Source organism: Mesorhizobium sp. WSM4312, from assembly GCF_002294875.1.
Lineage (GTDB): Bacteria > Pseudomonadota > Alphaproteobacteria > Rhizobiales > Rhizobiaceae > Mesorhizobium.
The window spans coordinates 46,569-68,480 of the sequence record NZ_NSFU01000002.1; the positions used below are offsets into that span (position 1 = coordinate 46,569).

Annotated in this window: 20 protein-coding genes; 5 read left to right on the top strand and 15 right to left on the bottom strand. The window is 63.9% G+C overall.

The window, feature by feature from the left end; genetic code table 11:
* The first annotated feature begins 38 nt into the window (after positions 1 to 38).
* On the top strand, positions 39 to 950 hold the full coding sequence (locus CK228_RS03505) for a LysR family transcriptional regulator (protein ID WP_095772685.1): 912 nt from the start codon (positions 39 to 41) through the stop codon (positions 948 to 950).
* Here CK228_RS03505 and CK228_RS03510 read toward each other — a convergent pair whose 3' ends face one another.
* The 8 genes from CK228_RS03510 to CK228_RS03545 all read right to left on the bottom strand — a co-directional run bounded on the left by CK228_RS03510 (position 951) and on the right by CK228_RS03545 (position 11,563).
* Positions 951 to 3,275: a Tex family protein gene (locus CK228_RS03510; RefSeq protein ID WP_095787123.1), complete on the bottom strand. Its 2,325-nt coding sequence runs from the start codon at positions 3,273 to 3,275 to the stop codon at positions 951 to 953.
* A gap of 128 nt (positions 3,276 to 3,403) precedes the next feature.
* Positions 3,404 to 4,585: a serine hydrolase gene (locus CK228_RS03515; RefSeq protein WP_095786934.1), complete on the bottom strand. Its 1,182-nt coding sequence runs from the start codon at positions 4,583 to 4,585 to the stop codon at positions 3,404 to 3,406.
* 33 nt (positions 4,586 to 4,618) lie between these two features.
* Positions 4,619 to 5,815 carry a serine hydrolase gene (locus tag CK228_RS03520; RefSeq protein ID WP_095786935.1) on the bottom strand — a complete coding sequence of 399 codons (1,197 nt, stop codon included), beginning with the start codon at positions 5,813 to 5,815 and terminating at the stop codon, positions 4,619 to 4,621.
* 63 nt (positions 5,816 to 5,878) lie between these two features.
* On the bottom strand, positions 5,879 to 6,913 hold the full coding sequence (locus CK228_RS03525) for an extracellular solute-binding protein (RefSeq protein ID WP_095772683.1): 1,035 nt from the start codon (positions 6,911 to 6,913) through the stop codon (positions 5,879 to 5,881).
* 23 nt (positions 6,914 to 6,936) lie between these two features.
* Positions 6,937 to 7,737 carry an ABC transporter permease gene (locus CK228_RS03530; RefSeq protein WP_095772682.1) on the bottom strand — a complete coding sequence of 267 codons (801 nt, stop codon included), beginning with the start codon at positions 7,735 to 7,737 and terminating at the stop codon, positions 6,937 to 6,939.
* Entirely contained in the window at positions 7,730 to 8,650 is a 921-nt protein-coding gene (locus tag CK228_RS03535) for an ABC transporter permease (RefSeq protein WP_095786936.1), read from the bottom strand. Before CK228_RS03535 ends, CK228_RS03530 begins: the two co-directional genes overlap by 8 nt.
* Positions 8,650 to 9,744, bottom strand: a complete 1,095-nt coding sequence (locus CK228_RS03540) for an ABC transporter ATP-binding protein (protein WP_095786937.1) — start codon at positions 9,742 to 9,744, stop codon at positions 8,650 to 8,652. Before CK228_RS03540 ends, CK228_RS03535 begins: the two co-directional genes overlap by 1 nt.
* 139 nt (positions 9,745 to 9,883) lie before the next feature.
* Entirely contained in the window at positions 9,884 to 11,563 is a 1,680-nt protein-coding gene (locus tag CK228_RS03545; protein ID WP_095786938.1) for an amidohydrolase, read from the bottom strand.
* 260 nt (positions 11,564 to 11,823) lie between these two features.
* Between CK228_RS03545 and CK228_RS03550 the strand changes: the two genes are divergently transcribed.
* A complete protein-coding gene (locus tag CK228_RS03550; protein ID WP_095772678.1) occupies positions 11,824 to 12,477 on the top strand; it encodes a TetR/AcrR family transcriptional regulator in 654 nt (217 codons plus the stop codon).
* A 23-nt stretch (positions 12,478 to 12,500) separates the two neighbouring features.
* Positions 12,501 to 13,532, top strand: coding sequence for a histone deacetylase family protein (locus CK228_RS03555; RefSeq protein ID WP_095772677.1), 1,032 nt, complete (start codon positions 12,501 to 12,503; stop codon positions 13,530 to 13,532).
* Between the two features lie 72 nt (positions 13,533 to 13,604).
* Here CK228_RS03555 and CK228_RS03560 read toward each other — a convergent pair whose 3' ends face one another.
* Positions 13,605 to 14,798, bottom strand: coding sequence for a TMEM43 family protein (locus CK228_RS03560; RefSeq protein WP_179295799.1), 1,194 nt, complete (start codon positions 14,796 to 14,798; stop codon positions 13,605 to 13,607).
* 505 nt (positions 14,799 to 15,303) lie between these two features.
* Here CK228_RS03560 and CK228_RS03565 point away from each other — a divergent pair.
* Complete coding sequence (locus tag CK228_RS03565) at positions 15,304 to 16,014, top strand: helix-turn-helix transcriptional regulator (RefSeq protein WP_095772675.1); 711 nt, start codon at positions 15,304 to 15,306, stop codon at positions 16,012 to 16,014.
* Complete coding sequence (locus tag CK228_RS03570) at positions 16,011 to 16,781, top strand: helix-turn-helix transcriptional regulator (RefSeq protein WP_095786940.1); 771 nt, start codon at positions 16,011 to 16,013, stop codon at positions 16,779 to 16,781. The genes CK228_RS03565 and CK228_RS03570 overlap by 4 nt, the downstream gene beginning before the upstream one ends.
* Positions 16,782 to 16,940: 159 nt before the next feature.
* Here the strand turns inward: CK228_RS03570 and CK228_RS03575 are convergent, their stop codons facing one another.
* The 6 genes from CK228_RS03575 to motA are packed head-to-tail and all read right to left on the bottom strand — an operon-like array spanning position 16,941 to position 21,774.
* Positions 16,941 to 17,375 (bottom strand): hypothetical protein, encoded by a 435-nt coding sequence (locus CK228_RS03575; RefSeq protein WP_095772673.1) that lies wholly within the window; start codon positions 17,373 to 17,375, stop codon positions 16,941 to 16,943.
* Positions 17,372 to 18,454, bottom strand: a complete 1,083-nt coding sequence (flhB, locus tag CK228_RS03580) for a flagellar biosynthesis protein FlhB (RefSeq protein ID WP_019860936.1) — start codon at positions 18,452 to 18,454, stop codon at positions 17,372 to 17,374. Before flhB ends, CK228_RS03575 begins: the two co-directional genes overlap by 4 nt.
* Positions 18,455 to 18,457: 3 nt before the next feature.
* The gene (locus tag CK228_RS03585; protein ID WP_095772672.1) at positions 18,458 to 19,468 is read right to left on the bottom strand and encodes a flagellar motor switch protein FliG; all 1,011 of its coding nucleotides are present in this window, start codon (positions 19,466 to 19,468) and stop codon (positions 18,458 to 18,460) included.
* Between the two features lie 46 nt (positions 19,469 to 19,514).
* On the bottom strand, positions 19,515 to 19,901 hold the full coding sequence (gene fliN, locus CK228_RS03590; protein WP_019860938.1) for a flagellar motor switch protein FliN: 387 nt from the start codon (positions 19,899 to 19,901) through the stop codon (positions 19,515 to 19,517).
* Between the two features lie 17 nt (positions 19,902 to 19,918).
* Positions 19,919 to 20,866, bottom strand: coding sequence for a FliM/FliN family flagellar motor switch protein (locus CK228_RS03595; RefSeq protein WP_095787124.1), 948 nt, complete (start codon positions 20,864 to 20,866; stop codon positions 19,919 to 19,921).
* Positions 20,867 to 20,898: 32 nt separating this feature from the next.
* Complete coding sequence (gene motA / locus CK228_RS03600) at positions 20,899 to 21,774, bottom strand: flagellar motor stator protein MotA (RefSeq protein WP_095772671.1); 876 nt, start codon at positions 21,772 to 21,774, stop codon at positions 20,899 to 20,901.
* Positions 21,775 to 21,912 lie beyond the last annotated feature (138 nt).

Consider the following 21,912-nt stretch of genomic DNA (forward strand, 5'->3'; position numbering starts at 1 on the left):
AAATTGCTTCACGGATCAATGAGCGTTAGGAATGGATCATGAGTGTCCAGCGCCGCCTTCTGCCCAACATCAGCGCCCTCGCCGCCTTCGAGGCAGTGGCCCGGCTTGGGTCGTTTACCGCCGCTGCCCAGGAGCTGGACCTGACCCAGGGGGCGGTCAGCCGGCAGATCAGGCTGCTCGAAGACCAGTTCGGGCGCCGCTTGTTCGAGCGCGACAGCCGCAATGTCCGGCTGTCGACGGCAGGGGAAATCTACGCTGAAGCGGTGCGTTCAGCACTCGGCCAGTTGCGCGACGCGGCCCTTGGACTGATGAGCAATCGGCATAGCGGCATCCTGAACCTCGCCATTTTGCCGACCTTCGGCACGCGTTGGCTGATGCCGATGATCCCCGATTTCGTCGCGAACAATCCCGACATCACCATCAACTTCGTCACCCGCGTCGGCCGCTTCGACTTCGCCAGGGAGAGGCTGGACGCCGCCATCCATTACGGCCTGCCGGATTGGCCGGAGGCCGATTCGACGCTGCTGGTGCGCGAAACCGTGGCGCCGGTGGCGTCGCCGGAATTCCTCGCCGGCCGCGCCATCGCCACGCCGGCCGATATCGGCCGCCTGCCGCTGCTGCACATGGCGACGCGCCCCGACGCCTGGACCGAATGGTTCGAGCATCAGGGCCTGAGCGCGCCGGCCGGACCCGGCATGCAGTTCGAGCAGTTCGGCACGGCCGCCCAGGCGTGCATGGCGGGACTTGGCGTCGCGCTGTTGCCGCTGCTCCTCATCGCGGGCGAATTGCAGCGCGGCCAGTTGGTGCCGGCGCCCGGCCAGCCCATGCAAAGCCGCAGCGCCTATTACCTCGTCGTCCCGCACGACAAGCGCGACCATCCCCCCGTCGCCAGCTTTCGCGACTGGCTGCTCGGCCAACTCGAAAAGGAGCCGGCTGTTCTGGCGTGGTAGCTACTTCCGCTTCAGCGCATCCGCCAGTGCCGCACCGAAGGCCCCTTGCTGGGCCGGCCGTTCCGGCTGGCGTTGCGGCGCCGGCGAGCGCGGCGCCGGCCTGCCGCCGCCATTGTCGCGCGGCCCACCACGCGGCGCACCACCCTCGCCGCCATCCTTGCGCATGGAGAGCGCAATGCGCTTGCGCTTGATATCGACGTCGACGACGCGCACCTTCACCACATCGCCGGCCTTGACCACTTCATGCGCGTCCTTGATGAAGCGGTCGGCCAGTTGCGAGACGTGCACCAGCCCGTCCTGATGGACACCGATATCGACGAAGGCGCCGAAGGCCGCGACATTGGTCACGGTGCCTTCCAGCAGCATGCCGGGTTTGAGGTCCTTGATGTCATCGACGCCGTCGGCGAAGGTCGCCGTCTTGAAGCCGGGGCGCGGGTCGCGGCCGGGCTTTTCCAGCTCCGCCAGGATGTCGCGCACCGTCGGCAGGCCGAAACGCTCGTCGACGAAGACGCGTGGATCGAGCGCCTTGAGCGCGGCACTGTCGCCCATCAGCGAGCGGACATCGCGGCCGCAGGCGGCGACGATCTTCTTGGCCACGCCATAGGCTTCCGGATGCACCGACGAGGCGTCGAGCGGCTCGCTGCCATTGGCGATGCGCAGGAAGCCCGCGGATTGTTCGAACGCGCGAGGTCCAAGCCGTGGCACCTTGAGGAGATCTTTCCGGCTGGCGAAGGGGCCGGTCGCATCGCGATGCGCGACGATGGCGTCGGCGAGCGATGCGCCGAGGCCCGAAACCCGCGCCAGCAATGGCGCCGAGGCGGTGTTGAGATCGACGCCGACGGCGTTGACCGCGTCCTCGACCACCGCCTCCAGCGAGCGGCCGAGCCGGTACTGGTCGACATCGTGCTGGTATTGGCCGACGCCGATCGACTTGGGTTCGATCTTGACCAGTTCGGCCAGCGGATCCTGCAGGCGCCGCGCGATCGACACCGCGCCGCGCAACGACACGTCGAGGCCGGGAAATTCGGCCGCCGCCGTCGCCGACGCCGAATAGACCGAAGCGCCCGCTTCGCTGACGATCACCTTGAGCGGCTTCGGCCCGCCGTCTGAAGGCATGTCGGACAGCATGTCCGCCACCAGCTTTTCCGTCTCGCGGCTGCCGGTGCCGTTGCCGATCGAAATCAGCTCGACCTTGTGCAGGCGGATGAGCTTGGCGAGTTCGGCCTGCGTCCCGCGCACATCGTTCTTGGGCGGAAAGGGATAGACCGTCGTCGTCGCCACCAGCTTGCCGGTGCCGTCGACCACGGCCACCTTGACGCCGGTGCGGATGCCGGGATCGAGCCCCATCGTCGGCCGAGATCCGGCCGGCGCGGCCAGCAGCAGATCCTTCAGGTTGCGGGCGAAGACATGGATCGCCTCTTCCTCGGCCCGCTCGCGCAGGTCGCGCATCAGATCGAGCGTCAGGTGCAGCGAAAGCTTGATGCGCCAGGTCCAGCCGGCGACCTCCATCAGCCAGCGGTCGCCGGGCAGGCTGGCGCCGATCGCATAGGCGTTGGCAATCATCCGTTCGACCGGTTTCACCGGAGACGCGTCGTCGGCATCGACCTCGATGTCGAGCGACAGCACCTCTTCGTTGCGGCCGCGCAGCATGGCCAGCGCGCGATGGCTCGGCACGGTTGCCCAGCGCTCGACATGGTCGAAATAGTCGGAGAACTTGGCGCCGGCCTCCTGCTTGCCGTCGACCACCCGGGCGCGCATGAAGGCGCGGTCCTGCATGTAGGTGCGCAGTTTGCCGACCAGGTCGGCATTCTCGGCGAACTGTTCCGACAGGATGTCGCGCGCGCCTTCAAGGGCTGCCTTGGCGTCGGCCACTTCCTCGGTGACATAGGCGAGCGCCAGTTCGGCGGGCACAAGCGAACGGTTGGCAAGGATGGCCTCGGCCAGCGGTCCCAGCCCACGTTCGCGGGCGATCTCGGCCTTGGTCCGGCGCTTCGGCTTGTAGGGCAGATAGATGTCTTCGAGTTCTGCCTTTGTGGCCGCCGCCGCGATCTTGGTTTCCAGCTCCTCGGTCAGCTTGCCCTGCTCGCGGATCGAACCGAGGATGGTGTCGCGGCGGGCGTCGAGCTCGCGCAGATAGGCGAGCCGCTCGGCAAGGTCGCGCAGCTGCGTGTCGTCCAGCCCGCCGGTCACCTCCTTGCGATACCGTGCCACGAACGGCACGGTCGCACCCTCGTCGAGCAATTCGATGGCCGCCGCCGCCTGTTCGGGCCGCGCCTTGATCTCGGCCGCGATGATGGCTGCGATGCGCTTGATGTCGGATGCCATGTCGTTCCTGCTCTCATCGAAAAGAGCGGCGACCATAGGCGCAGACACCTGCCTCGCCAACCGCGACGTTTTCAACGGTCGCGGGCGGTCCACAGGAAAGCACGCGGCAACGAGGCCGCGACGGACGGTCAGACCAGTTGGGTCAGCGCCTCGAAGAAGGCGACGATTTCGAGGTCAAGCGGATCGTCGACCGGCTCCGGCTGCGACGACATCTTGGCGATGACCACTTCCGCCTTCGGGTCGACATAGAGCCATTGGCCATGAATGCCGATGCCGCAATAGGCGCCGTTTGGCTTGCCTGACTGGTACCATTTGTTGCGGTAGCGGCCTTGCGGGAACAGCGGCAGCATGGTGCCACGCTGCCAGGCTTCTGCACTACCGCCGGTGCTGACGGTGTCACGCACCCAGGCCTCCGGCGCGATGCGGCGGCCATTGGCGGTGCCGCCTTGCCGCATCATCTCGCCAATGCGCGCCAGGTCGCGCGGCGTCACCGAAATGCCGCCGGCGGTGCGGGCCGTGCCTTCCATGTCGACGCCGATCGAGGCTTCGCTGACGGCGCCAAGCGGGAGCCACAATTTTTCGCGCATCAGGTCGCTGAAGCGCTGGCCGGACGCGCGCTCCAGCAGCAGGCCGAGCAGGTCGGAATTGGGTGAACGGTAGCGAAAAACCTGGCCATGCGGCTCGGCAAGCCGCTGCAGGGTCAGGATGAATTCGCGCAGGCTTTCCGTGCCGCCACCCGGATTCCACAGCGTGGCGCGGCGATAGCGGGCAAAGGCGCTTTCCGGATCGAGATAGGCCTCTTCGAAATCGAGGCTGACGCTCATGTCGAGCACATGCCGCGTGCTCGCATCGCCATAGGCCGAGCCGGCGGCTTCCGGAATGTAGGTCGTCACCGGCGCTTCCGGATCGAACACCCCCTCGCCTTCCAATATGCCGGCTATGATCGCGGTCACCGACTTGCTGATCGAGAAGACGATGTGGCGGGCGCCGAATTCCATGTACGGCGCGAACCAGTCGCCGATCACCTTGCCCCCTTTCATCACCGTCAGCGCGTCGGTGCTGGAGCGTATGAGGAATTCGGCGACCGTCTCCGGCGCGCTGGCCACCGAAACCTTTTCGCCGAGCAAACCACCGAAATCCTTCGCGGGTGCCTCGGCACCGGCCCATGCCGCGGCCACGCGCGCCGTGGGCACCAGTTCGCCAAGGTTCTGGAACGACCATCGGTTGAACGGGCTTTCGCGCCAGTTGGAAAGCAGCACCTCGTTGCGGCGGAAGCCGTGGCAGATCTCGAACGCGGTCTTGCCGGTCATGGCGTTTCCTTCCAGGTCGTTTCTTGTGGGGGGCTAGAGCAGTGCGGTGGCGATGGCGTGCACGGCCTTCAGCGTCGCTGTGGAGTAGGCGAGATTGCTGAAATCCGGCCAGGTCGAAAGCTTCACCACGACCGTTCCTGTGTTCCAGTCGATATGGATCATCTGCCCGAACACGCCCCGGCACATCAGCGCGCGCGAACTGGGGTTCTCGATCCAGAACTGGTTGCGGTAGCTGCCCTGCGGCAGACTGGGGGAGAAATCAGGGCCATGCCTGCCATTGCGTGTCGCCTCGATCCAGGCGGCCGGCACGATGCCGCCGCCATTGTTGAGGATCATCTGGCCGAAGCGGCCATAGTCGCGCAGTGTCGCGTTGAAGCCGCCGTCGGCCAGCGCATAGCCGGCGCCGTCGACGGTGAAGCAGGCGCTTTCGTCGGCGCCGAGCTTTTGCCAGAGTTCCTCCGACACCAGCTGCGCCAGCCGCTTGCCCGTCACCCGCTCCATGATGAAGGCAAGCACGTCGGTCTCGATCGAGCGGTATTCGAACGCCGCGCCGTGCGGCCGGACCGTGTCCTTCAAGCCCAGGATCAGCTCGAACATATGCGAGGGCCAGCGGAAGTCCGGATCGCTGCCCGGCGGCGCCGGCTTCCAGCCGGTGGCGACATCGACCTGGCCGATATCGGAATAGCGGTCGGTATATTCTTCGGAAAAACGCACGCCCGTCGTCATGTCGAGCACATGCTGAACGCTGGCGCCGGCCCAGCCGGTGGCGCCGAGTTCAGGCAGGTAATCCGTGACCGGCCTGGCCGGATCGATCAGGCCGCGCCCAGCCAATATGCCGAACACCGAGCCGGTGATGGACTTGGCCATCGACTGCGACAGATGCAGCGTGCGCACGTCCATGCCGTTGAAATAGCGCTCATAGGCGAGCCTGCCGTGCTTGAGCACCAGGAAGCCGTCCGTATAGGTCTCGTCGAGCAACCCGGCGAGCGTCGAGGGCCTGCCCTGGCTGTCCTCGACCGCAAGTCCGTCGAGATCGACCTCGGCGCGTTCGAGACGATGGCGGTGGCCGTTGCCGCGCCAGACTTCGGCGGTCGGCAGGATTTCCCGGATGTGCTGGAACGCCCAGCGGTTCCATGGCGGCCGGTCCCAGTCGAGCTTCGGCGGCACCATGGCGGGCGGCGAGCCCCGCATGATCGGCGGCCGCGGATCGCTGTTGCGATAGGAGTCCATGAAAGGCATTCCCGGAAAAGAAAAGACCCGGCGGTGTGTGCCGCCGGGTCTGGCATGCAGCGATTACTTCTGCAGTTCGGTCCAGATCTTGGTGTAGAGTTCCTGCGTTTCCGGCGCGCACATCTTCTGGAATTCGCCTTTCGGCTTGGCGTCGGCCGGAATGACGACTTCCGGCGCGTCCTTCATGTCGGCCGGCATGTATTTGTCCGAGCCGGTGATGGCGTTGGCGTAACGGTGGAAGGCCGAGAGGCCGGCCGCGTTTTCCGGATCCATGATGAAGTTCTGGAACAGCTTGGCGTTCTCGACGTTCTTGGCTTCCTTCAGGACGACGACATTGTCGCTCCACAGGCCAAAGCCTTCCTTCGGATAGTTGTAATGGATGGCCGCATTGGCCAGACGCTGGCGCAGCGCCGAGCCGTTCCAGTCGCTGGTTGCCTTGAAGTCGCCGGCACCCATCTTCTCGATGGTGTTGTACTCCATCGCGATCCAGTTCGGCTTGGCCGCTACCAGCAGGTCGCGCACCTTCTTCAGCACCGCCTTGTCGTCGGTGCATTGCTGGCCGCCGACATATTTGATCGCCGCGAAGATGACGTCGCCCATCTCGGGAACGACGTTGACCTTACCCTTCAGCTCGTCGGGCGTGTTGAAGACGATGCCCCACGTATCGGCCGGACCCTTGTAGGCATCGGTGTTGACGACGACCCCAATCGTGCCCCAGGCCCACGGCACGGAATATTTGCGGCCCGGATCGAATTCGGGATTGGCCCATTCCGGGGCGACGTTCTTGAAATTCTCCATCTTGCCCGGATCGGTCTCGAGCAGGAGCCCTTCCTTGATCCAGATCGGCACGTAGGTCTGCGACGGCACGGCGATGTCGAAACCGGTGCCGCCCTGCCGGACCTTGGCGAGCGCAGTGTCGTTGGAATCGTAGTCGGTGATAGTCACCTTGATCTTGTATTTGTCTTCGAACTTCTTGATCACGTCGGGGCTGGTGTAGTTGCCCCAATTGTAGATGTTGAGCACGCCCTCGGCGCGGGCCAGGCCCGTCGAAGCGAGCAGCGCCAACCCCATGGCGGTCGCCGTTGTCTTCCAGTTCATCGTTCTAACTCCCATTTTCAGGTTCAGTCTCGTTTCCTGCTGACGAAGAAAAACAACGTGACGATCGCGACCGAAAGCAGCAGGAAAGCGGTCGATATCGCGTTGATCTCGGGTGTGACGCCACGGCGGATCTGGCCGAGCATGTAAGTGGGCAGCGTGTCCTGGCCTCCCGATTTGACAAACTCGGTGATGACGACGTCATCGAGTGAGATGACGAAGGCCAGCATCAGGCCGGCCAGGATACCGGGCCACAAAAGCGGCAGCGTGATGCGGCGGAAGGTCTTCCACGGGGTCGCGTAGAGATCGGCCGCGGCGCGCTCGAGGGTCAGATCCATATTCTCCAGCCGCGCCCGGATCGGCAGATAGGCGAACGGGATGCAGAATGCCGTATGCGCGGCGATCAGGTAGCCGAGGCCGGAATAGCCGGTGAAGATCTTGATGCGCGAGAAGAAGATCAGCAGCGCCACGCCGGTGACGATCTCGGGCACCATCAGCGGCTGGTTGATTGCCGCATATTTGAAGGTGAGTCCGGGATAGGGGGCGGTGCGCGTGGTGGCGAGTGCCGCCATCGTGGCGAAGATGGTCGACAGCACCGCCGCGATGGCACCGATCTGGAACGAGCGCAGCGTTGCGTCGATGACCTGCGTGTTCTGGTACGCCGACTGGAACCATCGCAGCGAAAAGCCACCCCATTCGGATGTCGAGCTCGCCGCGTTGAAGGCGTAGAGGACCAGCACGATGATCGGCAAATAGAGCACGACGAAACAGGTCGCCGCGATCGTCGTGAAGCCCGGCTGGTGCTTGATGGAGAAGTTGCTAGCCATGACGCACCCCTGACTTGCCGGCGTTGCGCACATAGGCAAGCAACGCCAGCATGACGATGACCATCACCGTGATCGACAGCGCCGAGCCAAGCGGCCAGTTGCGGCCTTGTCCGAACTGCAATTCGATCAGGTTGGACAGCATCATGTTCTTGCCGCCGCCCAGCACGACCGGCGTCACATAGGCGCCGAGTGCCGGAATGAAGACCAGGATCGAGCCGGCAATGACGCCGGGTTTGACGAGCGGGAAAATGATCTTCCGCAGCACCTTGAAGCGCGTCGCGTAGAGATCATAGCCGGCCTCGACCAGGCGGAAATCGAGCTTCTCCATGCTGGCGTAGATCGGCAGCACCATCAGCGGCAGGTAGACATAGGCCATGCCGATCAGGATCGCGGTGTCGGTATAGAGGATCTGGATCGGCGCCGAGATGATGCCGAGCTTGAGCAGGATCGTGTTGATGATGCCTTCGTTGCGGATGATCTGCAGCACCGCGAAGGTGCGGATCAGGAGGTTGGTCCAGAACGGGATGGTGATCAGGAACAGCCAGAGATCCCTGGTCTTCTCGCTGCGCGTCGCCATGAAATAGGCGGTCGGGAAACCGAGCGCCAAAGTGGCCAGCGTCGTCACCACCGCAAGCTTGATCGAGCGCCAGAAGATGGTGACATGCGCCGCCGCGAGCGAAAGCGTGTCGTCGAAAATGTCACGTTCCATGAACACCGATATCCAGGCGTCGGGCGAAAACTGCCATTTCACGTCGCCATAGGCGCCGGGCGTCAGGAACGAGTAGATGAGCACGATCAGCAACGGGCCGGTCGCGGCGAGCAGGATGACCAGCAGCGCCGGCGCTGACAAAAGCCAGCGGTCACGGACATCACGCCGTTCCGCTGCCTTGGCGACTTCTTCCGCGGCGGCCATCAGTCCCTCAGCACTTGCGCGGCCTCGTTGCCGATCAGGATGCCGACCTTGTCGCCGCGCTCGAAACCGCAGCCTGCGCTGCGCGTGTTCTGCTGGCGCACGGTGAAGGCCTCGCCGCCGTCGAGCTGGACGTGGATATGCGTGTCGGTGCCGAAATAGACGATGTTTTCGACCGTGCCCGACAGGTCTCCCTTGTCCTTGGTCAGCTTGGCATGCTCGGGCCGCACCACCACGGTGGCGTTGTCCTTCGGCTGGAACCCTTCGGCGACGGTCGCCTCGATGGTCGTGCCGGATTTGAGCGTCGCGCGGGCCTTGCCGTTGCCGGTGCCCGATATGGCGGCGGTGAGGAAGTTGGTCTCGCCGATGAAGTCGGCGACGAAGCGTTCCGCCGGCTTGTCGTAGATATCCCAGGGCGAGCCGACCTGGAGGATCTTGCCCGACGACATCACCGCGATGCGGTCCGACATGGTCAACGCTTCTTCCTGGTCGTGGGTGACGAAGATGAAGGTGATGCCGGTCTCGTGCTGCAGCCGCTTCAACTCGATCTGCATCTCCTTGCGCAGCTTGTAGTCGAGTGCCGAGAGCGGTTCGTCGAGCAACAGCACTTTCGGCTGTGGCGCCAGCGCCCTGGCCAGCGCCACGCGCTGCTGCTGGCCACCGGAAATCTGGGCCGTGCGGCGACCGGCAAGCGCCTCCATCTTGACCAGTTTGAGCATTTCGGCGACGCGCGCCTTGATCTCGCCCTTGGGCTTGCCGAGCATCTCCAGGCCGAAGCCGATATTGTCGGCAACCGTCATGTGCGGGAACAGCGCGTAGGACTGGAAGACGGTGTTGACCGGCCGCTTGAAGGGCGGCAGCGGCGCGATGTCCTGGCCGTAGAGCAGGATTTCTCCGGCGGTTGGAAAGTCGAAGCCGGCGATCAGCCGCAAAAGGGTGGTCTTGCCGCAGCCGGACGGTCCCAGCAGCGTGAAGAACTCGTTCTCGCGAATGGATACCGACACCTTGTCGAGGGCAGCGACCTGCCCCTCACCCGATCCGAAAATTTTACTGACGTTTACTACTTCAATCGCATTTCGATCCGGTTTGTCCGGCACGATTACGCCTCACTGTTGACCCCGCTCTTGCTGGCGGAGCTGTTCCCCTGTTCGATGTGACCACACGCCCGGTAGGTTGGCAAGCCCGGCATTGAATCACAGTTCAGTCCGTCTTTAGCCAGCAAGCCTCATGCCATTGTCAGGCCTGATAGGTGATCTTGCCGCCGCAAATTGTCGTCACCGGGCGCAGCTTGTGCAGATCGGCCGGCGCCGTCTTCTCGATATCCGCCGACAGAACCACCAGGTCGGCCATATAGCCTGATTTCAGCGTGCCTTTGCGGTGTTCGGCGAATTCGGCATAGGCGCCCTCGACCGTGTAGGCGGCGATCGATTCCTGCAGCGAGAAACTCTGGTCCGGGTCGCTGTCTGCCCATGGTTTGCGCATCACTGCCGCCTGAATGCCCAGGATCGGGTCGATTGGCGACACCGGCCAATCCGAGGCGAAGACGACGTGCGCGCCGGCATTCTTCAGCGTCCGCCAGGCATAGCTCAGCGGCCAGCGGGCCGGGCCGATGCGCGACACGGTCGGTTCGAGCGGGAAATCCATGGCGCCGGGCGGATGCGGCGGCTGCATCGAGGCGATGGCGCCGAGTTCGGCGAAGCGCGGCACATCCGACGTGGTGGTGACCTCGATGTGTTCGACACGGTGACGGCTGTCGCGCTTGCCATTGGCCTTTTGCGCCGCCTCGTAGCCGTCGAGCACCGCACGCACCGCGCCATCACCGATCGAGTGCACCGCGATCTGCAGTCCGCGCCTGTCGACGGCAACGGCGAGATCGATGAACTGCTGCGGTGTGAACAGCGGCTCGCCCACCCAGTCCGGACGGTCGGCATAGGGCTCGATCATCACAGCCGTCCAGGAATCGAGCACGCCGTCATAGAACACCTTGACCATGCCCGATGACAGCCACTCGCTGTTGTAGCGCTCGGCCATGACGGATGCCTTGTCGAGCATGTCGAGCGTCATGAAATTCTTGTAGTGGAAGGGTATCTGCACACGGCAGGGCAAGCCTTCCTCGGCGTCGATCTCGGCCAGCAGTTCGAGCTGGTAGAGATTGCCATCCATGTTCTGGATGGAGGTGATACCGTGACGCGCACACCAGGCGAGGCCGCGCCGCATGATGTCGCGGTCGGCGGCGCGTTCGGCGGCGGACGGCATCGGATCCGGCTCGCCGCCGGTCGCCAGCCCCAGCCGCACCCGGCCCTCGCCGGCAAGATCGAGCACCGGGCCGAAGGCCTCGCCCTCGCGCAATTCGCCGGCTGCCAGGCCATCCTCGCCCATGACGATTTCATTGCCTGGACCAAGCGCGCGGCCATGCAGGATGCCGGCCATCTCCAGCGCCTTGGTGTTGGCCCACATCGTGTGGTGATCGGGCGCGGCCATGCAGAACGGGCGATCGGGCAGGATCTGATCGAGATGGTGGCGCGTCACCCGCTCGTCGCCGAGCACGGTGTAGTCGACGCCCTGCCCGACCAGCATTTTCGCGTCGGGCTTGGTCGACGCGTAGTCGCAGATCGCCTTTTTCAGCGCCTCGAAGCCATGGACCCCGCCAAGCTGAAGATGCGCGAGCTCGGCCCCTCCCGAGAACAGATGCATATGGGCTTCGATGAAACCGGGCAGGACCGAACCGCCCTTGGCGTCGATCACCTGTGTGCCCGTTCCCTTGAGTTCTTCGATGGCGGCGCGGCTGCCAACGGCGATGATGGCGCCGTCCTTGACGGCTACGGCCTCGGCTGCGGGATTGCCACCGTCCATGGTCAGCACACGACCATTGATGACGACCAGATCCGCATTGTGACCCGCACCCGTAACAGACATCGCGACTCCGCGCTTTTGATGACCGACTGAGACCGACAGCCCTGCGCTCAACGACCTGCCAACTCCACCGGAGCGGCGCCACGGAACAAAAAACGATGCCAGTCCGCTGCCTTCGAAATTCCCCTTGTTATCCCTAGGGACAGCGTGGATAAAGAATGCGACTGATTATTCGCGTTTGTCAACATGCGGAATTTAGAATGTATTGTGGACAGCACCCTGCGCCTGGCTTCAGACCAAGCGGGGAACGAGGGCATAGAGCAGTGAAGCGTAGTCTCGACCGCAAAATCAGGATAGCGCTCGAGCCGCGCAAGCAGCCTCGGCAGCAACGATCGAGCAAGGTGGTCGACCGCATTCTCGACGCGGCGCTGATCCTGACGCGGGAGCAAGGAACCAGGACGCCGACGACGCTCGCCATCGCGCAGCGCGCGGGCCTGTCGGTCGGTTCGGTCTATCAATACTTTCCCAACAAGGAAGCCATTCTTCTCGACCTCGCTCGGCGCTGGCTGTCCTCCTTTCCCGACGTGATCGAGAAGCGCATCAAGGCACCCCGGCCCGCCAACCGCGACGAATTCCGGCGCGAAGTGCGCAAGCTCTTCATCGACACGTCCAGTATCTATCTCGAAAACGCCACTCTGATGCCGGTGATCGAGGCCATTTCAGGCAACGCCGATCTCAGGCCCATCCAGGACGAATATGACGAGCAGATCATCGCGCTTTACGCCGCCTGGCTGCGGCATGTGAATCCTGCTCTCGAAGACAAGATCGCCAAACGGCTCGGGCTTGTGATGATGGAGGTCGGGCACGCCTGCCGGCTGGTCGGACTGAAGAGAGATCGCAGGACATACAACCTCATCGAGGACGATGTCGAAGCCATGTGGCTGGCTCTGGTGAGCCCCTATCTCAACCTTGACTGATTGCGCATTTCGAGAGGAATTTCATGAAGACTGTCTATTCGCCGCTTCATGCCGGCCATGCCGGCCAGATGGAACTGGTCACCTCGGCCATCGTGCCGGGTTTTGAAAAACCCTCGCGGGCCGAATTCATCAAGGCGAGGGTCGAAAGCGAGAAGCTCGGTCCGATCGTCCTGCCGCTCGAGCACGATCTTGCCGCCGCCAAGCGCATCCACAAATCGGACTATATCGACTTCCTGCCGACGGTCTGGCCGCAATGGGTGGCTTCCGGTCATGAGGGCACGGCCATGCCCTTCACCTGGCCGACACGCGGCCTGCGCGGCGACGTGCCGCCAAAGCGTGTCGATGCGCTGCTCGGCTACTATTCCTTCGATGCCGGCGCCACCTTCGTCGAAGGCACCTGGGCCGCGATCAAATCGTCCTATGACGTGGCGCTGACCGCGGCCGGCCTGGTCAAGGGCGGCGAGAGGTCGGCCTTCGCGCTCTGCCGTCCGCCAGGCCACCATGCCGGCGCCGGCTTCATGGGCGGCTATTGCTACATCAACAACGCCGCCGTCGCCGCGCAGTGGTTCCTCGACCAGGGCGCCAAACGCATCTCCATCCTCGATGTCGACTACCACCATGGCAACGGCACGCAGGAAATCTTCTATGACCGCGCCGACGTGCAGGTCCTCAACCTGCATGGCGATCCGATGGTCGAGTATCCCTTCTTCCTCGGCCATGCCGATGAACGCGGCGCCGGCGCCGGCGAAGGCTTCAACGTCAACTACCCCATGCCGTTCGGCACCGGCTGGGACGCCTGGAACGCCTCGCTTGAGGATGCCTGCGCCAGGCTCACCGCCTACGCGCCCGACATCGTCATCGTCTCGCTCGGCGTCGACACTTTCGAGAAGGATCCGATCAGCCAGTTCAAGCTGACAAGCCCCGACTATCCCAAGATCGGTCGCCGCATCGCCAGGCTCGGCCTGCCGACCCTGTTCGTCATGGAAGGCGGCTATGCCGTCGAGGAGATCGGCATCAACGCCGTCGGCGTGCTGACCGGTTTCGAGGACCGCTAATCCCGCCCACAAACCCGGAGCGGACAACGCAGGTAGAAAGAAAACGGGCGGCATATCAGCCTTTTTTGCAAGCTACGTTGCGGCGCCGGCGCTCGGCGCGGCCATCGGTGCGGCTGCCTTGCGTGAGCGGCCCAGATAATAGACCGCCGCTTCCGCGATGGCGCCCGCCGCCAGTATGCCTGCCGCCAGAACCGGCCGATACCAGAACCACGCAATCGCGATCGTCGTCGTGCCGGCCAGGATCGCCAGGAAGAAGGCGATGATGCCGGTTCCCATCCGCGCCATGCTGCCGAGGAACGGGATGACGTCGAGGATCACGCCGATCGGGCCGAGGAACAGGGCAAAGCCGATGGTCAGCAGCAGAAGGCCGGCGGCGCGCAGCAGCCAGGTGATCAGCGTGTTGGCGCTCACCGCCTCGGCGAACATCTTGTCGGCCGGCACATTGCCGGTATCGACCATCAGCAGCGCGTCGCCCGCTTGCGTCTGGTACGGTTCCAAGCGGCTGCCGGCCTGCCGCGCCACAATGCTGACCACGCCGAGCGGCGCAAGTTCGTAGCCGATGCGGTAATCGCCCAATGCGGGGGTCGTGTTGTCGCTGCCGAGATAGATCTTGCCATCGACGATGCTGAGCGGCTTCGTGCCGGTATAGGCGGCCTTTATCGCGCCCGACTGATTGGCCGACAGTGAATACGCCTTGTCGCCGTCGATGCGATCCAGCACCGGCGTGTCAAGATCGAAGGCGACGAGCTTGCCTTCAGGGATCTGGAAGGCGCGGCTGTGGATCGCCATCGGTGGATTCTGATGGCCGTCCGGCTTCCTGAAGTCCGACGAATCGATCTGGCCGTCGTCCCACACTTTCGAATAGCTGTAGGTGGTCTCCGTCTCCTCGCCGCCGCCAAGCTTCTTGGTGGTTTCGGATCTGGACTCTTCCTTCCACTGGTACATCTCGACGCTGCGCGACAGCCGCAGTCCTTGCGCGGCGATGCCGAAATCCGGATCCGACAGGCCGCTATCGGCCGTCACCGGCCCGCTGACATGCACCAGCCTGCCGTCATTACCGGCATCGACGCTGTCGGCGTTGATCGACGCCACGGCGCCGGCGCCTTCGGCCAGTGAGCGCGCCGTCTGCACCGCGCGGCCCTCGTTCCAGAACAGCCCGATCACCATCAGCACGATCAAGAGCAGGCCGAAGATGACCCCGCCGACCGCGCGCTTGATCCGCCCGAACCACGAGACGGAAGTAACTTCCCGAAATGAATCGCTCATCGTTTCCCCCGAAACAAAAGATGCCAGGAGCCCGCATGGCACTGCCGCGAACGACCGCGGCCGTAATGCAGCTACGAACTCCCTTGCCGAAGGTGCCCACCCCCTTCGACACTTGCGAATCTATCGCATAGAGCCGAGCGCGGATATGGCCCGCTTGCGCAGTCCCGGCATTTTCGCACGCTCGAAGGCGGCGAAAATCGACCTCTGAGTCGCACGCGAGTCCGTCGGATTCGATTTTGTCAAATCGCGTTTGATGTCGGATTCATCTGCGGGTAGATTAGACCCGAATCAGCCGGTCCTCGGGGGGCGCGGCGACCACCCAAAGTCTCACGTTCCGGAATTTTCCGGCGCCAGACGCGGATGTTTTCGCGTTCCCTGATGGATTCCGTCTGGTTGGGCGCGACCCCGCGCCTCGTGTGTGTCTCGTAAAAGTAACGCGTTTTCGGGTTCGGCGGCTGGCCTCCAGCATCCGGACGGCAGAAACGATTCCGGCCAAAAGCAGCAAATGAGCAGTTCCGCCGCGCTTCTTCAATCCGACACATTGGGCTCGCGCCTGACGTCGCGCGGCGATCTGACCAGCTTCTTCATGGAGCTGACCGCCGAGATCGGCGCCGACAGCTACATGCTGGTCGCCATCGTCCACGACCAGGACCGCAATGACGCGCGCATTGTCTCCTCGAACTGGATCTTCGACGCCATCGAACTGATCGGCAAGCGGCTGATCGCCAGCCTTGCCCAAGGGGCCCTCACAGTCGCGCCCGGCATCCGGCCTAGACCACTGGTGGCCGCGCAGGCGCCCGATGCCGACGGGCTGGTCTCCGGCGAAGAGGCCCGCCTGCTCGACGTGCTCGGCCATGCCGAGATCTATTCGCTGCGGCTGAATGTCGGCCGCCAGCGTCTGTTCGCCCTGTTCTCGGCGGCGACAGCAGGCCATATCGACCAGCCGGCGCTGATGAAGGCGCAGTTGAAATGCTGCTACGCTCTCTCGCATATCCCGCAGCTGATCGCCGCCGCCGCCATGCAGGATCCGCTGTCCGATCGCGAGCGCGAATGCCTGTTCTGGGTCTCGGAAGGCAAGACCACCGATGAGGTGGCGGTCATCCTTGGCGTTTCCTCCAACACCGTCAACAGCTACATCACCCACGCCATCCAGAAATTCGCGGCCAGCAACCGCGCGATGGCCATCGCCACGGCGATCAGGAGTGGCATCATTTGAAACACGCCGACATCAAGGACGCCGCGGAGGCCCTTTTCAACGAGCAGCGCAGCCCCTTCGGTGCCTTCTCGCTCAGCTCCGAGACACATCACGCCGTCACCATTCCCGATGCTGTGCGCCGCTGTCGCTGGGTATCGGTCGACATCAACGCCTCGGCCTTCGGCCTGTACTTCGTCAGCCCGTCGCCGGAACGGGCGCGGCTGGTGCCGTGCTTCGATTCCGACTATCCCGGCCTGGCCGTGGCGACGAAGTTCATCTCGGGCGCCAATGGCGAGGAGATCGTGCGCCACACCCACAACTCGACGGAGCCACGCTGGTGGACGGATGACGGCGTCGCGGCCATGGCCGAAATGTTCGGCAGCCTTGCCTGGACCGCGCAGATATCCCCCCTGGCGCCCGGCACCAGCGGCATTGCCTTTCCCGTCCACGCCGATCGCGGTCAGTGCGGCCTTGTCGTCTTCCTGGGATCGGAGATCGCGCTGCCGCAGGATATGCTCTACGAAATCCACGCCCGCTGCTTTTCCCTGTTCGCCGCTGTCGCGCGCATCCGTCCGAGCGATGCCGGCAGGATGCGAGCCATCTCCAAGCGCGAACTCGAATGCCTGAAGCTGACCGCCAACGGCAACACCAGCGAGGAGATCGCGCGGCTCCTGAAGCTGTCGGTGCATACCGCCAACCAGTACCTGACCCAGTCGACGCAGAAGCTCAACGCCGTCAACCGCAACCAGGCGGTCGCCAAGGCGCTGCGGTTGGGCCTGATCGAGTAACCAAACGATGAGCCGCTTAGGTTTGTTGAGATTCAGGTCAGGCCGAGTCGAAAATGGTTGATACCGAGAACCGGAGCGGAGCGTACTTTTCGTACGTGAGCACCGGAAGCGCAGGTGTCAGCCATTTGCAGGCCGGCCTCACCTGAATATCAACGGACCTCAGAACGCCATAGGCTCGACCTTGCGGATCCGGGCCTGTTCGATCACCGCCTCCAGCAGCGCCGTATTGTGCTCAGGGTCCTCGCCGGGCTTTTCGAACGACACATAATTGACCACGACCGAATTGCCGGCCTCGCTCAGCGTCAGCTGGAAATAGACGGTCACACCGGGTGGCCTGAGCTCCAGGTCGAGCACAATGCGCGGACTGCCGCTCCAGTCGACATGCGCCTCGCCGCCATGACCGAGTTTGAGCGTGCCCGGCATGAAGAACAGCTCCACCGCTGAATCGACCAGATCCGAAAGGCAGGCGAAATGCTCCAGCCGGATGAAGGCGATGTAGTCGGCGACATCGATCAATCTCAGTTCGCCGACCACCTGCTCGATGGCGCTGGCGACGATGATCTCGCGGGATTTTGCGTGTGGTTGGCGGTTCATGAAATCTGTCTGCGCTCAGCCTTTTTCGAGTACACGATCCGCACCAGTTCGGCGACGGCCTGGTAGAATTGCGACGGGATCACATTATCGACCGAAACTTGCTTGTACATGGAGCGGGCGAGCGTCACGTCCTCGAAGATAGGAATGTTGTGCTCCTTCGCGATCTCGCGGATTTTCAACGCCACCAGATCCTGCCCCTTGGCCACCACGAGCGGCGCCGAATCCTCGTCGCGCACATATTTCAACGCGATCGAGAAGTGCGTCGGGTTGGCGATGATCAGCGTCGCGCGCGGCACCGCCGTCATCATCCGCTTGCGCGCGCGGTCGCGTGCCAGCGAGCGCAGCCGCGACTTGACGATCGGGTCGCCTTCGGACTGCTTGAACTCGTCCTTCACCTCCTGCTTGGTCATGCGCAGGTCCTGCTTCCAATGGAAGCGAGACCAGACGATGTCGATCGCCGCGATCAGCCCCATGACGAAGACGATCGCCACCAATATGTCGACCGCGATGCCGCGGATGACGAGGCCGAAAGCAACCGGATTGGTGATCATGCCGGCAAGCAGCTTGCGATGATCCTCCGACAGCGTGAAGGTGAGCACGGCAATGGCGAAGCCGACCTTTGCCAGGGATTTCAGGAACTCGACCCAGCCCTGGGCACCGAACATCCGGTTCCAGCCCTTGGTGATCGAAATGCGCGACAGCTGCGGCCTGATCCGCTCGCCGACGAATTGCGGCATGTTCTGGAGCACCGAGGCGCCGATGCCGGCGACGGTTAAAAGCACCAGCAGGCTGACGACCGCGCGGCCAACTTCCAGCATGACGATCTTGTAGAGATCGATGACATCGGTCTCGGTGTTCATCGGCCAGGCCTCGGGCTTCTCGAGGAACATCGACAGGAACATGCCGAGGTTGATGACGGCGTCCTTGGCATAGAAGACGGTGAACACCAGTATGGCGACGAAGGAGGCGAGGATCGCGGTTTCCCTGGAATGGGGCAGCTTGCCCTGTTCGATGGTGTCGCGGACTTTCTTTTCCGTCGCCTCTTCGGTTTTTGAGTCCTTGTCGGCAGCGTCGGACATGCCTTAGGCGGCGTTCTGCGTCGCGGGAAGTTCGAATGCGCCCTCGCGCGACAGCCGGATCGTCGTCGTCACGATGGTCTTGCGCGCCGCCAGTATGTCGGCGGCCGGAACCCCCTCCGACCCCTGTCCAAGTTCGGCTTCGATCATGCGCCGCGACCGCGCGCCGATTGCCGAGAGCACCGCTTCGGCGAGCGCCGCCGATGTGCCGCGCAGCGCCAGCGTGACAAGCTCGGTCGACAGTCCGTCGAACAGAAGGACGCGTGCCTTCTGGGTGAGCAGCGGCAGGTCGTCGAAGGCAAAAAGCCTAGCCCGCACACCGTCGAGGTCGGGCGTGCCGGCGGCTTCCAGGTCCTGCATGACCTCCTCGAGCAGCGGCTTGTCCAGCTCGTTGAGCACGCTGGCGACGCGCGCCTGCCCGGCCGAAGTGTCCTTGGTCGAGGTTTCCGAAAGCACGCTGGTGCGCAACCGGTTCTCGACGATCCTGGTGGCCGCGGCCGGAACATTGGCCATCGTCACCATGCGCTTGATGATTTCGCCACGCATCTCCTTCGTCAGCGTCAAAAGCACGCTCGCCGCCGCCTGCGGCGCAAGCTTCGACAGCACCATGGCCGCCGTCTGCGGATGTTCGCCGGCGAGGAAGGTGCCCAGCCGCGAAGGTTCGAGTTTTTCGAGATCGGGCCAGATCGGTGGCGGCCCTTCGGGTGCCGCCTCCGGCTTCTTGTTGCCCATGATGGCGTTCATCTCTTCGGGCGACAGCGATTCGTTGAGGATGGTGTCCATCCTGTCGGCGGAATCGAGCAGGCCGGCACCCTCGGTGAACTCGGCCTCAAACTCGGCGACGATGCGCTCGAGATCGCTCTGCGGAATGGTCCTGAGCAGCCGGGCGCCGTCGATCAGCGCCTTCAGCTCTTCCTGCTTGAAGAATTTCAACAGGCGGCTGGCGGACGGCTTGCCCATCGCCACCAATATGGCGGCCGCCTTCTGCGCGCGCGTCAGGGTCGTCAGCGGCGTCATGCTGCCTCTCGCCTCCGCTGCAACCGGCAAGCCCCACCAGCCATGTCTAGGCGCCCTTCGTGCCGGCGATGATTTCGGTCAGCCTGATGCCGAAGCGCGAGGGATCGCTTTCGAGCACCGTGATCTCGCCGCGGGCGATCTTGCGGCCATTGACCACGACGTCGACCGGCTCGCCGATGCGGCGGTTGAGTGCAACCGTGGAGCCCTTCTGCAGCGCCATCAGGTCGGCCACCGCCATCTCGGTGCTTCCCAGGATGATCTGGACATCGACGGGGATGTTCATGATGACGTTCGAATTGGCGCCCGCGGCGGCCCTGAAAGCCGCATCTGGGCGTTGCTCCTCTTCATGCAGGACCCCACGCAATTCTTCGATGGCGCGGTCGAGCTGCTCGTCCGGCTGGTCGAGTTCTGCTTCCACTTTGGTCTTGGCCATGAATCGTCTCCAAAAGCTCAGGCGCGCCCGGCACCAGCCGGCATGAGCCCATCGATGAAATCCTGCCCGGCATCGAAGGGATGCTTGATTCGGACGGTGTAATTCTGCCCCAGTTTGCCGAACTCGCATACGAACAGCGTCTGGCCGCGCGCGCTGAGGCGAGCCCGTGACTGCGCCGTTTCGTCGAAGTCGATGACCTGGCCCACTTGGAGATTGGCAAGGTCGCCAAGCGTCAGCCGCGTCAGCGGCATGGTGGCTTCGAGCGCCACCGTCGAGCGCATCACCTCTTCCGAAAAGCGTGCGCGCCAACTGGTGCCATGATCGTCCTCGCCGATGCCGGTGGTGCCGTCGCGGCCGGCAAGGACGACACGCTGCGGCATCGTCACCGTGATGGAGCCGCTGTCGACCGGCGTCGAGATGCCAAGGACGATGCGGATGGCGGCACCGTCGCGCAGCACATGCCGTTTCGCCTCGGTACCCGACATCGCCCGCGGCACGGGCAGCCGCAGGTCGAGCGAGCGCCGCCCGGATCCGTTCAGCGCCTGCGCCACCTCCTGGAACACCATGGTCGAGACATCGGCCTCGATCGGCGACAGGTCGCGCTCGATCGGCGACGCCGGCATATCCGGATCGCCGCCAAACAGCGTCGAGACCATGATCGCGATCGCGGCAGCGTCGATGACGAGCGTCATCGCATCCGAGGATGCCGGCGAACCAACGACTGTCATGGCGAAATTGTCGCCGGCGCGCGAACGCGCCTCGGGGACGCGGCTGACCTCGACGGCCTTGAGGTCGACGATGACGGGAACGCCGAGTTCGCCCGAAAGGCCCTTCTGCAGCAGCGGCACGGCGCGTTCGGCCATGGCGCGGCCGGCATCGATGACCTGATCGGCCTCGCCGCTGTCGCCGACCAGGCGCTCGATGATCAGCGAGCGCGCTTGCGCGGGGCTGCCTGGGCTGGTCATGACCGTGTCGGCACCGATCTGTCGTGCATCGCTCAAGCGGCCTTCTTCTCGGCGCTGCCGGTGTTCATCGTGCTCTGCTCGACGGCGTCGATGGTCGGCCGCTCATAGGACGAGATGGTCTTGCGGCCGAATTCGATCGCCACCTGCGGCAGCGCGCCGTTCATGTAGGCGAGCAGCGTCTGCTTGACGATGATGTAGAGGCGGTTCTTCTTCTCGCGCACCGTCTTGATCTTGGTGGCGACAGGCCCGACCACGGCGTAGGACAGGAAGATGCCGAGGAAGGTGCCGACAAGCGCCGCGCCGATCAGGCCGCCGAGGATTTCCGGCGACTGGTCGAGTGCGCCCATCGCCTTGACCACGCCAAGCACGGCGGCGACGATGCCCAGCGCCGGCAGGCCGTCGCCGACCGCGACCATCGCGTGATAGGCCTTCATCTTGTCGGACTTGATGGTCTGGATCTCCTCGTCCATCAGCGCCTCGATCTCGTGCGAGCGGGCATTGCCGATGATGATGATGCGGCAGTAGTCGCAGATGAAATTCATCAGATCGTGATTCTTGAGCACCGTCGGAAAGGCCTGGAAGATGGCTGATTCTTCCGGATTGTCGATATGCGCCTCGACCTCGCTGCGCGACTTCGAGCGCAATTCGCGCATCAGGCTGTGCAGCACGCCGAGCGTTTCCAGGTAATCCTGTTCCTTCGGCACCGCCTGCTTGAAGGCCTCGATAATGCCCCTGCCGGTATCCTTGACCGTCTTCATCGGGTTGGCGACCAGGAAAGTGCCCAGTGCTGCGCCACAGATGACCACGGCTTCCCATGGCTGGACCAGCACGTGCAGATGCCCGCCCATGGCCATGAAGCCGCCAAGGACGCAGCCGAGCGTCACCACAAGTCCAATCAGAATGCCCACGACAGGTCCTTCCGCATTTCACGACAGATCCAAGGGATAGTCCCCGTGCCTTGTGTGAGGCTTGAATCCGGGCCGCCACGGAACCGAATGTTGGGCGATTCAGTTTCGCGCAAGGAAGTGAGGTTACTGTCGCGACAC

What these genes read in the sequence shown, in the direction of transcription:
- CK228_RS03585 (WP_095772672.1), bottom strand. Translation starts at nt 19,468, where the DNA reads ATGACGCCGCTGACGACCCTGACGCGCGCGCAGAAGGCGGCCGCCATA.
- CK228_RS03545 (WP_095786938.1), bottom strand. Translation starts at nt 11,563, where the DNA reads ATGTCTGTTACGGGTGCGGGTCACAATGCGGATCTGGTCGTCATCAAT.
- CK228_RS03520 (WP_095786935.1), bottom strand. Translation starts at nt 5,815, where the DNA reads ATGGACTCCTATCGCAACAGCGATCCGCGGCCGCCGATCATGCGGGGC.
- flhB (WP_019860936.1), bottom strand. Translation starts at nt 18,454, where the DNA reads ATGTCCGACGCTGCCGACAAGGACTCAAAAACCGAAGAGGCGACGGAA.
- CK228_RS03530 (WP_095772682.1), bottom strand. Translation starts at nt 7,737, where the DNA reads ATGGCTAGCAACTTCTCCATCAAGCACCAGCCGGGCTTCACGACGATC.
- fliN (WP_019860938.1), bottom strand. Translation starts at nt 19,901, where the DNA reads ATGGCCAAGACCAAAGTGGAAGCAGAACTCGACCAGCCGGACGAGCAG.
- CK228_RS03555 (WP_095772677.1), top strand. Translation starts at nt 12,501, where the DNA reads ATGAAGACTGTCTATTCGCCGCTTCATGCCGGCCATGCCGGCCAGATG.
- CK228_RS03575 (WP_095772673.1), bottom strand. Translation starts at nt 17,375, where the DNA reads ATGAACCGCCAACCACACGCAAAATCCCGCGAGATCATCGTCGCCAGC.
- CK228_RS03595 (WP_095787124.1), bottom strand. Translation starts at nt 20,866, where the DNA reads ATGACCAGCCCAGGCAGCCCCGCGCAAGCGCGCTCGCTGATCATCGAG.
- CK228_RS03505 (WP_095772685.1), top strand. Translation starts at nt 39, where the DNA reads ATGAGTGTCCAGCGCCGCCTTCTGCCCAACATCAGCGCCCTCGCCGCC.
- CK228_RS03535 (WP_095786936.1), bottom strand. Translation starts at nt 8,650, where the DNA reads ATGGCCGCCGCGGAAGAAGTCGCCAAGGCAGCGGAACGGCGTGATGTC.
- CK228_RS03565 (WP_095772675.1), top strand. Translation starts at nt 15,304, where the DNA reads ATGAGCAGTTCCGCCGCGCTTCTTCAATCCGACACATTGGGCTCGCGC.
- CK228_RS03510 (WP_095787123.1), bottom strand. Translation starts at nt 3,275, where the DNA reads ATGGCATCCGACATCAAGCGCATCGCAGCCATCATCGCGGCCGAGATC.
- CK228_RS03560 (WP_179295799.1), bottom strand. Translation starts at nt 14,798, where the DNA reads ATGAGCGATTCATTTCGGGAAGTTACTTCCGTCTCGTGGTTCGGGCGG.
- CK228_RS03515 (WP_095786934.1), bottom strand. Translation starts at nt 4,585, where the DNA reads ATGACCGGCAAGACCGCGTTCGAGATCTGCCACGGCTTCCGCCGCAAC.
- CK228_RS03525 (WP_095772683.1), bottom strand. Translation starts at nt 6,913, where the DNA reads ATGAACTGGAAGACAACGGCGACCGCCATGGGGTTGGCGCTGCTCGCT.